This is a genomic window from Helicobacter cinaedi PAGU611 (assembly GCF_000284635.1).
GTDB classification, from domain to species: domain Bacteria; phylum Campylobacterota; class Campylobacteria; order Campylobacterales; family Helicobacteraceae; genus Helicobacter_C; species Helicobacter_C cinaedi.
Genome location: NC_017761.1, coordinates 1 through 12604, shown reverse-complemented (window position 1 = coordinate 12604; position 12604 = coordinate 1). Strand labels below are relative to the sequence as shown.

The following is a 12604-nucleotide window of genomic DNA, read 5'->3' as shown; positions in this document are numbered from 1 at the left end:
GTGGATTAGCTTTCTTTTTTGGATTTTTGGTTTTGTGTTGTGCTTGTGTGGGCTGCGTGATTTTTAGAATCTAGATTCTTGTCATTTTTGCAGGTGTGGGCAAGAGCTTCGCTCGCGCGAGCCATAGGCGAAAAATCTTGTTTAGATTCTAGATTTTTGGATACTTTGCCTAAATGTCCAGTATGACAATCTTTAGATTCTATATCCTTGTCATATTGAGCCTTTGAAAAAGGCGAAATATCCTTTATGGAATCTAAGTGTTTTACACAACGATAGCCTAGATTCTCTACATCTACGCTACTTGGTCTATCTTGATCGCCATCGGCTTTAAACATATAGAGATTTTCCCCATAGGCGTGATAGTAAATCTCTATATTTTTTGCCAAATATGGAGCAAAGTAGTTTGGAATCACATTTGTATCTTTTTCTAATCTCTCTATAAATCCAGCTTTTTTAAGCCCATCTCTATCGATATTTTTTTGATATAAATCTATATATTCATAGTCATTTTGCTTCATAAGCCTATCAAGTGCCTTACCTGCTCTATGAAACTGCTCCCTATCGCCCAAAATATCTACTATTCTTAGAACCTTAGCTCCATTATACGCTACTTCCCTACATACAAGCACAAGGTCAGATTCTAAGCCATAAAGCTTATATGTAAATACAGGATTATTAAAATATCGCTTGTTGATATACCACGGAGATTTATAGGGATTATGCTTTTTAAAAGATTCATTATCAAAAACTTCATACATATGCTTAAAATCTCTAAATAGCACTAATTCTGCTTGATCCTTAGAATCTATATCAAGTATTGTCTTATGTGTAATGTGAGCAATCTTATACTCTTTTTTATCATTTAGCCTATAAAAATGCTCTAATCGCCCCACCGTATCATCTTTGAAATATTTTTTTGTCAAAGGATATGATGTATTGAAATTCGAGCCAATACCAATGTAAGAACGGATTTTTACACCCATCATAAAGCGTTTGCGATATAAAATCTCTAGCCCCAAAAATGGCAAAAGTGCATTTGGACTTGTGCGAAACATACCACCAGACATATCAAAAGGCTCTGTATCATCATCACCCTTTGAGTAGATATAAATGCCCTCACACGCGTCTATTTTACCTGTCTGCCTATTCACCGCTAAAATATAATTAACCCTACCCCCCACTCCAAATTCATATTCAAAAAAATCTCTATTTATTGCTAAAATGTGATTTTTATCCCAATATTCTTTAAGAAACGCCATAATATTATCTATATCATTAGGCGTAGCTAATCTTATCTCGTATAGCTCATCAAACTTTGCACTTGTTTTTCCCCTACTCACAATAGCCTCCTATAACCTTATATTTCTCACTTCTAGGCGGATAGTCATTGCAATCAAGCCGTGGAAGCAAAAGTGGATTCTCATTTTGTAGGTGAGCTAATCGCACTTCCGTGGTTACACCAAGTATGCAGCCCATTTCACTTGCGATTTTTACTACTCGTTCATCATAGTTTCCAAATGGATAGCAGCACACCCAAGCATTTTTATCAATATAAGGTGAGATAACCTCTAAGCCCTTTGCCATATCTATGCGAATATCATATTCACTCAAAGTGCTAAGCCAATAATGCTCATACCCGTGGAATCCTATAAACATACCCTCTCTTTTCATAAGGGCGATTTGATCGTAATTCATATACAGCTCTCTAGCAAAGCGATCTTCAGCCAAGCCCAAATACTTTGCAAACAGCTCACTGGCAATAATGTTTCTTAGTTTTTCTGGCAAAACGGCTTGAAGGATTCTTTTTATAAAAATCACTTCTTTTATATCAAATCGCTCATCTTTGGCATATTGCTTAAAAAGCTCATCATTACTAGGATAGCTAAACTCTCTCCCACGATAAAAGTCCATTTTATCTAATAAATCATTTAATAAAGAATTTAGCGGTGCGGATGCAAGGATAAAATGAATCTTATTCACATCAAGCAAGGCATTTTCAGCAATGGTGCGTCCAGGCATAAAAAACGAGCCTTGAATCTTATGCTCTTTCAAAATGGGAAAGACATTTGTATAATGATCCATATAGCCATCATCAAAAGTGAGTAGCAAGGGATTTTCAGGGAGTTTTGAATAACCTATCGCGGAAGAATCTATTGTGTGAGAAGATTCTAAGGAATCTATAGAATCTGTGGGTATGGAATATTTTATAGATTTACATTGAGATTTACTGGGGGGGGGGTAATAGCAGAAATTAACTGCTCCATTGTGATAATGTTATAGTTTGCTTTAAAAAATTCAATTTGAGATTTAAACTCACTTATATCAAAACCTTTAATTCTAGGGTATCTACTATTTTTTAAATCCCTTACATAGTGATACATAACAATTGCTAAAGTATTTTTCATCACAATCCATCACCCTTCTTTTTATCTTTTAAAACTAATAGGAGCTGTATTATAGCCAATGATTTTAAACACATTATTTATATTTGTATTCACACAAGCTTTGAAGTTTGGCTTCTACCTCCTCTCAATCATAATGACACTTACAAACAACTTTATCAAAATCCTACTCACTTCAGCTATAATCCCAAACATTAAAATTTAAAGCAGAATCTTAGCGTTTGATTTAAACCCGAAGCTTTTAACATAATTTTAGAATCTTATAAAACACAAAGGACAAAATTGATGAAAAATATTGGCTTTTTTTACGCTTTTGTGCTGCTTAGTGTGTTAAGTGCTATCTCTATGTTTATCTCCTCCACACTTACACCTTTTCTTTCCCCACTCATTATTGGAATCTTGCTTGGCAGCATTCTCTCGCCCTTTTACCCTAAACTCAATAGAGCCTATCATCTCCAAAAAGGTATGGACTTTAGCGCTAAAAAGCTCCTGCGGTTAGGCATTGTGCTGTATGGCTCTTTTATTACGCTTAATGAACTTGCCACGCTTGGATTCAAAGGCTTTCTTCTTGCCTTAATTGTGGTGGCAGTAGTGTTTGTCTCTGCGATTTTTATCGGCAGGGCTTTAAAGCTTGATAGAGAAATTTCTTTGCTTGTAGGCATTGGCAGTGCGGTATGTGGAGCAGCAGCAATTCTCGCTTTAGAATCCACACTTAAAACTCACCCTAGCAAAAGCTCTGTGGCGTTGGGATTCATTGTGATTTTTGGGCTTATGGGTATGGTTATCCTGCCTTTGGTGTATTATAGTGGGCTTCTGCCATTAAGCGATTATCAATGGGGGATTTTCATCGGCGGGAGCTTACACGAAGTAGCAAATGTCGTAGGAGCAGCAGCAATCTCGCCTGAATCTCAAAGTGTTGCCCTGCTTGTGAAAATGACTCGCGTGGTGCTACTCGTGCCGCTTTTACTTATTATCTCTTATCTTATCTTTGCTTCAAGTGATAGCAAACAAAAAGGCACACTTTATATCCCCTATTTTGCCTTTGGCTTTTTGGGCGTGATTTTGCTAAACTCCTTTATTGACTTTCCACCTTTCATTGTAGAATCTACACAATTTATCTCAAAGCTCCTGCTTGTGTTTGCGATGGTCGCACTTGGCTTACAGATTGATTGGCAAAAATTCATATCCTTTGGGGCAAAGACATTTATCCTTGCGTTAGCTTTATTTATTATCCTTTTATGTGGCACTTATTTTTTAGTGTATTTTATGTTTTAGGAGAGCAAAATGATAGAGAGTATTGATAAAACACGATTTTATGAAGTCATTCAACAAGGGTGCGTGGTGGTGGATTTCACAGCACCTTGGTGTCCTGATTGTCGGCATATTGATCCTATGCTTGAGATTTTAGAGCAAGAGTTTGCAGGGAAGATTGAGTTTTACAAAGTGGGCTTTGATACGGAGTTAGAGCTTAAAGACACGCTGAATATCCGCAAGATTCCCACACTTATTTTTTACAAAAATGGAGAGGAAGTGGGGGAGCGTCTCATTGAACCTCGCTCTGTTGAAAGCATTAGAGAAGCATTAAATAGCCTTTTGTAGCTTTGCAAGAATCAAGAATCTTTAGCAAAAAATTATTCCAAAAAATAAAGGAAACAGCTTGATACTTACCAAAAACACACGGATATATTTGAAATTTCTCCTATTCCTATGGCTTATTGCAATTACCCTGCGTATTGGCTTTTTAGCGTGGCAATGGAAAAGTCTATCGGCGTTTTCTTGGGAGGATATAGCTAAGGCTTTTTATATTGGTGTGCGTTTTGATGGTCGCATTGCAGCATTTATGTCTTTACCACTTCTTGTGTTTCTCTTTACACCATTTTTATCAAGGTTTTTTGGCAATATCCGCCCTTTTTTATTAGGATTTTATGTCATTGCATTTGCTTTTTATATTCTTATTTACATTGCGGATTTTGCCCACTACGCTTATCTTAATTCGCGTGTTAATTTTGCTGCCGTTGGGCTTTTAGAAGATACAAAAGAAGCTCTAGGTATGATTTGGCAGACTTACCCTGTCATTAAGCTTTTACTCGTGCTTGTAGTTGTTGTTGCAATTCTCACACTTTGTGCCAAGACAATTCTTAACAAATGGGTATATGCAAAAAATGCCCTCTCACACAAAATAACATCAGCAGTCGCCACTTTGTTTGTGCTTGTTATACTGATATATGGACAATATGGTATTGTCTATTATCCATTGCGGTGGAGTGAAGCATATTTTTCTGGTTACAATCAAATCACCGCTCTAGGGCTTAATCCTATACAGAATCTCGCTGATACTCGCCCACAAAACTTCTATGTGGATAATACAGAGCAAGCTCGCAAGGCATACCCAAACACCGCAAAATATCTAGGTGTGCAAAATCCAAATGCAGATTCTATAAGATACGATCGCTTTTCACAAACTGCTGGGGTGGGGGACAAGCCTAATATTGTCATTATTGTTATTGAATCTATGAGCACCCATAAAAGTTCGCTAATGTTTGATGAGTTAGACACGACACGCTTTCTTAAGCAACTCTCCACAGAATCTTTATATTTTCCAAACTACTATGCCTCGGCTAGAACCACTGCAAGAGCGATGTTTTCTATCATTACAGGCATACCTGATGTAAATGAGTATTTTAAAACGAGTTCTCGCGATCCATACACAATGGATCAAAATCTTGTGTGGAATAATTTTGATGGATACACAAAGCTCTATATGATTGGTGGCAATGCGAATTGGGCAAATATCCGCGGGGTGATGAGCAATAATATCTCAGGGCTAACAATATATGATGAAGGCTACTGGAAGTCGCCTAGAATGGATGTATGGGGTATTTCAGACCACGATCTTTTGCAAGAAGCTAATGTGCTGCTTGAAACGCAAAAAGAGCCTTTTATAAGCCTTATCCAACTTGCAAGTTTCCACACTCCATTCACCGTCCCCGATGGGATTGCAGATCTTGATTATACAATCCCAAATGATGAATATTTGGCAAAATACGCCTTTGATAGCAAACAAGAGTATCTTGCCCTAAAATTTTGCGACTATGCACTGAAGAAGTTTTTTGAAAGTGCGAAAAAATCATCATATTATGACAATACAATTTTTATCATCACAGGTGATCACGGAATGTCGCAGGTTTCTCCATCGGTTGAAGCAACCTACTCAAACTTATCTCTACACGAATTTCAGGTCCCGCTTATTATCCACTCGCCAAAATACTTCCCACAAGCCAAAATTATGAAGCAAACAGGCGGGCATATTGACATATTCCCAACAGCAGCAGGTTTGGCTGGAGTGAAAGTCCATAATACCACTATGGGACGAGACTTGCTTGATCCGTCTTTTGGCGAGGATAGATTCACATTTATCCGCCGCCTAAATAGACCGCCATTGCTTGTAAGCAATGAATATTGTTTCTCTAATGAATATGAACAAGCAGGTGGAGGCACACTCTACAAACGAGCAAGTAAAGATTCTACAAATACAGAATCTACAAAATGGGAGCTTGTGGAGGGGCAAGATTCTGAACTCTATTTAAAACTCAAAACAATAAATGAAGACTTGTGGCAAAGTGCAATTTATATGCTCTATCACAATGCCAAAGCAAAAGCCAATGAGGTTACAAATCCCACTCACACAAAGTGATTTATAATGATCCCATTGTGTGAAACATACGGACAAATGCTCTTTTACACCAAAAGGGCAAAATATCATAGAATCTCCCTCCAAATGCCAACCACCAAGGAAACGCGTAGAATCTCCTCCCCTTAATGATGACTTTATACATTTTTTTAACCGCAGATTCTACGCTCATCTGTGGGATAAGAGGGTGGATAAATTGCGTAAGTGGCGTTCTAATAAAGCCCGGACAAATGGTTGTAACACACACTTCACTTTGCCCAACAGATAGGCTTTCTCCCAAAGTTTTCACAAAGATTTTAGACGCACTATAACTTGGTGCATTTGGCAGGGCAAGTAACGCCGCAATAGAGCTTATAAGCACAATCTGTCCCCTTTTTCCGCTTATAACTTCCTGCCTACTCATAGATTCCAACGCATAAAAACTCCCAAACGCCACGCCAAGTGCATTTATCTTACAAATCTCGCTATGTTTTGCCGCACCTTGCTCTTCCCCCATAGCCACACCCGCATTCATAATTACTATATCCACACGAGATTGAAAAATATTTTCACACCACTGCTTCACCGCCTTTTCGCTACTCACATCAAAGCATTGCAAAAGCACCTTTGCAGTGGGATTGCATAATAGAATCTGATCCTTACTTTCTTGTAATCTCGCCTCATTTCTCCCAGCAATGTGTAAAGTAATGCTCTTATGATTTTTAGCAAACTCTAATGCCAACGCCCTACCTATACCGCTACTTGCCCCTGTAATCGCCACACTTATAGAATCTCCACCCATTTTTACCACGCCATTTGCCACATTCGCCCCCTTAATCTTTTAACATCATTATAGCAAATATGCTACAATACACGCGTAATCCCACCCCACAAGGACATCTATGATAAACATCGCAATCAATGGCTTTGGACGCATTGGTAGAAGTATCTTGCGCGCAAGTTTGCTTCGTAAAGATATGTGTGAAGATATACGCATTGTAGCGATAAATGATATACACGATTGGGAGATTCTAAGCTATCTTTTGGAGCGAGATAGCACACACGGGGCTTTGGGGCTTGAAGTAAAATATTCGCAAAACACACTAGAGATTGAAGGACTCCCGCCCATTCATACACTCACACAAAGCAATCCTAATAACCTTGATTTTGCCGCACTTGGAGCGGATATGATCTTAGAATCTAGCGGTAAATTCTTAGATTCTAAAACACTAGCCCACCACTGCAAAAAAGGCATTAAACAAAAAGGCATAACAAAAGTAATGCTTTGTGCCTCTCCCACAGATGGTATGCCAACCTTTGCCCTAGGGGTTAATCACACGCAATATAGCGGTGAATCTATCTTTTCAAATGCCTCTTGCACGGCTAATGCCCTTGCCCCACTTTGTAAGATTCTAAACCAAGATTTTGGCATAGAGCTGATGAGCTTTTGTATCACACATAGCTATACAAATGAGCAATCCCTGCTAGATAGTGTCTATCCAAACGACAAAAGACGCTCTCGTGCTGCGGCACAAAATATTATTCCAACAAGCACGGGGGCGAGCGGAACGCTTATCCGCCTTTTGCCAGAATTGAAGGGTAAAATCGCAGGACATAGCGTGCGTGTGCCTGTGCCTAATATCTTATTACTTGATATAACCCTTACCCTCTCACGCCATATCACCACGCAGAATCTGCATCAAAGCCTTATTTCTGCCGCACAAGATTCAATGAAAGGCATTATTGATATTGATTATAAGCAGGGTGTGAGTAGTGATTTTATAGGCAATCCGCATAGCGTTGTGTTTGTGCCGGATTTAAGCTATGTATTAAATGGCAAGATGGCACGGATTATGGCGTGGTGTGATAATGAATGGGGCTATGCTAATCGCGTACTTGATATGGCAAGATTCTGTGTTTCTAATTAAATGTTACACTTCCCCCCACTTGATAAAACCACGCTCAATCAGCTTCAAAAGCTCAAAGTAAGCGATATACTTGACTTTATTATCCACCATCTGCCAAAGTCCTACACAGACACCACCCCAAGCACAACCATTACTCCCCATACAAATGCCGTGTTACGCGTTAAGATTCATTCTCTTAGCACACTAGGCTTTGGTAAAAATGCCAGACTTCGCATTCACGCGTGGCTTTGTGATTTTAAGCAGGATATTGAGCTGCTTATATTCCACGCAAAGCCCTTTCACAAAGCAATTTTTGCGTTAGATAAAGAGCTTTACATTATGGGAAAGCTAGAGCTATATCAGGGCAGATTTAGCCTTATCCAGCCAAAGATGATTACAGAGATTAATACCATAACGCCCCACTTTAAAACCACACTGCTTAAAAACCAAACGATGATACAACTCGTTCAAATGCTTATCACACAGGAGAATCTAGCCTTTCTCCCCAAACATATCGCCCAAGATATTTATGAGATTTTTCACCCAAATGCCGAGTTTGTAGCCCTCCATCAAGCTAATGGCTTCTCACCCAAACATTTATACGCCCTAAAATTTGTAGAAATCTATCGGCATTTATTCCTGCTCTCTCGCAAGAAGATTCAAGCTCCCTCGCGTTTTATCTGCGATAATGATATAGATTCATTCCTGCAATCCCTGCCTTTTACACTCACACAAGGGCAGCAAAATGCCATTAAAGACATTCGCCACGATTTACAATCCCCCATTGCCTCGCGGCGGCTGATTATGGGCGATGTGGGCTGTGGAAAAAGTGTTGTGATTTTTAGTGCGGTGATGTGTGCTTATCCACATGCCAGTGTGCTTATGGCACCAACGACCATTCTAGCCACCCAGCTTTATGAAGAAGCCAAGCGTTTATTGCCCCCCTTTGTGAAAATCCACTTAATCACTTCAAAAACCCCAAATCTCTCACAAGAAGCAAAAGATTCACATTTTATCATCGGCACACAGGCTTTGCTTTATAGAGATTTTAGACTAGAAAATCTAGCCCTTGTGATGAGTGATGAGCAGCACCGCTTTGGCACCAAAGAGCGACATATTTTAGAAAAAATAGGGCAAGAAAATCTAGATTCTACACCTAATCTTTTTGACTTTAGCCTACAAAACGCATTAACAGATTCTATGGCAGATACAAACAAGAGAGATTCTAAAACGCCCCTTGAATCTACAAACAAAACGCGTCCGCATACTTTGCAATTCTCCGCCACGCCCATACCCAGAACCCTAGCGATGATTAATTCTCAATTTATTAATCTAAGCGTGATTAAAGACTTGCCCTTTAAAAAAGATATTACAACACGCATTATTGATAAAAGTGGCTTTAAGGCGTTATTAGCCCATCTCAAAGACGAGATAGCAAAGGGCAATCAAGCCATTATCGTCTATCCCCTTGTAGAAGAAAGCCAAACCCTTGATTATCTCTCACTCACTGAAGGGCAGGGCTTTTGGCAGCGACATTTTGAAGGTGTGTATTGCACTTCAGGCAAGGATAAAAATAAGCAAGATGTTATTGATGAGTTTGCACTCAAAGGCTCATTGCTTCTTGCTACCACGCTTATTGAAGTGGGAATCTCCCTGCCAAAAGTCTCAACTATTGTTATCGTAGCACCCGAGCGACTAGGACTAGCCACACTTCATCAGCTTAGAGGGCGTGTCAGTCGTAATGGGCTAAAGGGGTATTGCTATCTTTATACGCACAAAAGTGATAACCCAAGACTTCAAGCCTTTGCTCAAACGCTAAGCGGATTTGACATTGCCGAGCTTGATTTGCAATACCGCAGCAGTGGGGATTTACTTAGCGGCACAAGGCAGAGTGGCAATGAGTTTGAGTTTATTGATATAAGCCAAGATTCACAAGTGATAGAAGAAGCTAAGGCGTTTTTAAACTCATCTAAACTCATCTAAACTAATGCTTCTTTTTATAATCCCAAATGAGAAAAATACACGCACTTAAGAGCAAGATAATACCATTAAGATTTAACATAAAAGGTATGCCGCCATATCGCACAAGGGGCTGTGTGATAAAGGGCGAACAGAACTGCCCCATAAACACACTTGCTGATAAGAATCCTGCTGCCCTAGCCCTTTCACGCTCCTGTGCTACGCTTAAAAGCCACGAGCTATTATTCACAAGGATAATGCCAAGCCCAGAGCCAATAAGCACAAGAGCAAAAAGCAAAATCTCATAACTTTGCACAATACCTATGAGTAAGAATCCGCTCCCAATGCTGCCAAGCGAGATAAAACACAGCACAAAAACGCTGAATCTTGAACGCAGTCTCGCATAAAAAAGTGAAAGAAAAGCCGTGCAAAGTGAGCTTACCGCCAAACTCACACCGATAAGATTCCCGCTTTTATTGAGATTATGCGTGATAAAGTGCGGTATTTGGGTAGGCATCACATAAAACATACTCATCGCATAAAATGAAAAAAGATAAATAGGCAAGAATCTAAAAAAATTAAACTTTGATTCATTCTTGCTGACGGGAGTAGGCACATTGCGTTGTGGCTCAAATAGCACAAAAACCGCCATAAGCAGAATAAGAAAGCCCGAAGTATAGACCAAAAAGGGATACCGCCAATCCACATCGCTTAGCACCCCACCTAGCACCAAAAATACAGCTCCACCCCCTGCCATAAAAAAGCCCTGCAACCCTAAAGCCCTTTCACGCCTTGCCCCTTGGTAATAATCCCCCACCAACGCACTTACAGAAGTCATCATAAAAGCCGTTGCTATGCCAAAAATCGCCCTTGAGATAAGAATAAGATAAATACTAGATTCTAAAAAGAATCCACTCGCCCCACTTACACTCCATACAAAAATCGCCAGATACAAAAACCGCAATCGCCCATACTTATCAAGCAAAAATCCACTCACAGGTGCAAAAATCATAATAAACAACGCCGGAAGTGTCAGCACAAGGCGGGAGAGCATATCAATATGCGGAATCTGGCTAAATTGTTCTTCAAAATGCGGAATGGAAGGTGCGATAATCGTCCCACCTAGCACAGTCATTGAAGCGGTGGCAAAAAGGGCAGTTTGGAATATTACAGAATCTGTTAGGCTTGTTTTATCTTTTATTTCACTTGACATAATGTGTACGCTCCAAAGCTTTGTATAGCTAAAGACTACACTACCTATGATAACCTCTCATAAATAATCCACACACTCAAGTTAAATTAAACCCGCTCTCACCCAAAATCAACAAACAAACCTAAACATTATCCATAGTCTGCTGAATCTTGCTTTTTAACTCCTCAATTATGCCTTTTGTAGCTGAATCTGTGGCTATCTCGCTTTCAATGGCTTTAAGTGCTTTACTCACAGAGCTATGATCTTTCATATTGAGTTCTTTTGCAATCATCGGCATAGAGTTAATTGTCAAAGCCCGAGCCAAGTAAATCACCACCCTGCGTGCAAAAGCCACCTTGCGACTTCGCTCTTTGCTTAGAATCTCACTTGGCTTAATGTTTAGCTCCTTGCCAACAAGCTTGATAATATTATCAAGCGTAACGCCCTCCAATCGCTCATTTTGATAATTTTTCAATACATTCTTAGCCACTTTCAAGGCATTTGCTTCAGGGGATAGGCTCATATGCGTATTTATCGTGGAGAGAATCCCTTCAATCTGGCGGATATTACCATAGATATTTGAAGCGATGTAATCAATCACTTCCTTATCAAAATTTATGCGATTGATTTGACATTTAAGCTCAATAATGGAGATTTTCGTCTCAAGCTCTGGATTTGTAATCTCCGCCATTACCCCACCTTCAAAACGCGATCGCAATCTATCTTCTAGCCCCTTAATCTCTTTTGGGGGCTTATCGCTTGTCATCACAATCTGCTTTTGTGTGCTATATAAAGCATTAAAAGTATTGAGTAGCTCTTCTTGCACACCCTCTCTATTACCAAGAAACTGCACATCATCAATCAATAGATAATCGCATTTGCGGTATTTCTCACGGAAGCTATCCATAGTCCCACGCCTTATTTTGCTGATAAAGTCATTGAGCAGCTCTTCAGCCGTGGTATAAAGCACATTTTTATTCTGCTCTTTGACAACATTCCCTATGGCGTGGAGCAAATGCGTCTTACCAAGCCCAGATTTCCCATAAAACAACACAGGATTATACGCCAAAGCTTGTTGCCTAGCCACAACTTTTGCGATGGTGTGGGCGTGTTCATTTGACTTGCCAACGACAAAATTTTCAAAAGTATAAAATGGATTCAAAGAGAGTAAATTTTGCTGAAAATGAGTGGGTATTTTATTGAAATTTAAACTTTTCACATTTTGATTTTTTTCTTTAACTCTTATGTGAATTTCTGGGCGGATTCCGTTGGGATTTTCCTCCATAAACGCATCGGCGATAGATTCTAAATAGTTACTTTTTATCCAATTTGCTACAAATATATTAGGCACATAAAAAACTTCTAAGTCTGTCCTTGAGGCACTTTCATCATATTCCATAAGGGAGATATAAGAGCTGTATTCTAAATCCGATAGCTTATTTTTAAGTTTTTTTAATATATTATCCAAATGCAA

The 12604-nt window shown here is 39.3% G+C and carries 11 protein-coding genes; 5 read left to right on the top strand and 6 right to left on the bottom strand.

All coding sequences use genetic code 11. From position 1 onward, the window contains the following. Nucleotides 1-5: 5 nt before the first annotated feature. From HCN_RS00055 to HCN_RS00045, 3 genes are all read right to left on the bottom strand, one after another. A complete protein-coding gene (locus HCN_RS00055) occupies nucleotides 6-1340 on the bottom strand; it encodes a hypothetical protein (protein WP_014666159.1) in 1335 nt (444 codons plus the stop codon). Continuing rightward, nucleotides 1333-2082: a polysaccharide deacetylase family protein gene (locus tag HCN_RS00050; RefSeq protein ID WP_231997572.1), complete on the bottom strand. Its 750-nt coding sequence runs from the start codon at nucleotides 2080-2082 to the stop codon at nucleotides 1333-1335. Before HCN_RS00050 ends, HCN_RS00055 begins: the two co-directional genes overlap by 8 nt. Nucleotides 2083-2204: 122 nt before the next feature. Next, a complete protein-coding gene (locus HCN_RS00045) occupies nucleotides 2205-2405 on the bottom strand; it encodes a hypothetical protein (protein WP_230197848.1) in 201 nt (66 codons plus the stop codon). 282 nt (nucleotides 2406-2687) lie between these two features. Between HCN_RS00045 and HCN_RS00040 the strand changes: the two genes are divergently transcribed. The 3 genes from HCN_RS00040 to HCN_RS00030 all read left to right on the top strand — a co-directional run bounded on the left by HCN_RS00040 (nucleotide 2688) and on the right by HCN_RS00030 (nucleotide 6096). Next, nucleotides 2688-3677, top strand: coding sequence for a YeiH family protein (locus HCN_RS00040; RefSeq protein ID WP_014666156.1), 990 nt, complete (start codon nucleotides 2688-2690; stop codon nucleotides 3675-3677). Nucleotides 3678-3686: 9 nt separating this feature from the next. Then, the gene (locus HCN_RS00035) at nucleotides 3687-4001 is read left to right on the top strand and encodes a thioredoxin family protein (protein WP_002956083.1); all 315 of its coding nucleotides are present in this window, start codon (nucleotides 3687-3689) and stop codon (nucleotides 3999-4001) included. Between the two features lie 88 nt (nucleotides 4002-4089). After that, nucleotides 4090-6096, top strand: a complete 2007-nt coding sequence (locus HCN_RS00030) for an LTA synthase family protein (protein WP_232000254.1) — start codon at nucleotides 4090-4092, stop codon at nucleotides 6094-6096. 1 nt (nucleotide 6097) lies between these two features. Here HCN_RS00030 and HCN_RS00025 read toward each other — a convergent pair whose 3' ends face one another. Further along, nucleotides 6098-6895 (bottom strand): SDR family NAD(P)-dependent oxidoreductase, encoded by a 798-nt coding sequence (locus tag HCN_RS00025; protein ID WP_014666154.1) that lies wholly within the window; start codon nucleotides 6893-6895, stop codon nucleotides 6098-6100. A 79-nt stretch (nucleotides 6896-6974) separates the two neighbouring features. On the opposite strand from HCN_RS00025, the gene HCN_RS00020 reads away from it, so the two are divergent. Both HCN_RS00020 and HCN_RS00015 read left to right on the top strand, forming a co-directional pair. Next, nucleotides 6975-8000 carry a type I glyceraldehyde-3-phosphate dehydrogenase gene (locus tag HCN_RS00020; RefSeq protein WP_002956080.1) on the top strand — a complete coding sequence of 342 codons (1026 nt, stop codon included), beginning with the start codon at nucleotides 6975-6977 and terminating at the stop codon, nucleotides 7998-8000. After that, nucleotides 8001-9962 carry a DEAD/DEAH box helicase gene (locus HCN_RS00015; protein ID WP_002956079.1) on the top strand — a complete coding sequence of 654 codons (1962 nt, stop codon included), beginning with the start codon at nucleotides 8001-8003 and terminating at the stop codon, nucleotides 9960-9962. 1 nt (nucleotide 9963) lies between these two features. On the opposite strand, the gene HCN_RS00010 is transcribed toward HCN_RS00015, so the two are convergent. Together HCN_RS00010 and dnaA are read right to left on the bottom strand one after the other, a co-directional pair. Next, on the bottom strand, nucleotides 9964-11151 hold the full coding sequence (locus HCN_RS00010; RefSeq protein ID WP_014666153.1) for an MFS transporter: 1188 nt from the start codon (nucleotides 11149-11151) through the stop codon (nucleotides 9964-9966). Nucleotides 11152-11272: 121 nt separating this feature from the next. Further along, nucleotides 11273-12604, bottom strand: coding sequence for a chromosomal replication initiator protein DnaA (dnaA, locus tag HCN_RS00005; RefSeq protein ID WP_002956077.1), 1332 nt, complete (start codon nucleotides 12602-12604; stop codon nucleotides 11273-11275).

Excerpts from the sequence above, each read along its gene's own strand:
- HCN_RS00040 (WP_014666156.1), top strand. The coding sequence starts at position 2,688 with ATGAAAAATATTGGCTTTTTTTACGCTTTTGTGCTGCTTAGTGTGTTA.
- HCN_RS00050 (WP_231997572.1), bottom strand. The coding sequence starts at position 2,082 with ATGGATCATTATACAAATGTCTTTCCCATTTTGAAAGAGCATAAGATT.
- HCN_RS00010 (WP_014666153.1), bottom strand. The coding sequence starts at position 11,151 with ATGTCAAGTGAAATAAAAGATAAAACAAGCCTAACAGATTCTGTAATA.
- HCN_RS00045 (WP_230197848.1), bottom strand. The coding sequence starts at position 2,405 with ATGAAAAATACTTTAGCAATTGTTATGTATCACTATGTAAGGGATTTA.
- HCN_RS00035 (WP_002956083.1), top strand. The coding sequence starts at position 3,687 with ATGATAGAGAGTATTGATAAAACACGATTTTATGAAGTCATTCAACAA.
- HCN_RS00020 (WP_002956080.1), top strand. The coding sequence starts at position 6,975 with ATGATAAACATCGCAATCAATGGCTTTGGACGCATTGGTAGAAGTATC.
- HCN_RS00015 (WP_002956079.1), top strand. The coding sequence starts at position 8,001 with ATGTTACACTTCCCCCCACTTGATAAAACCACGCTCAATCAGCTTCAA.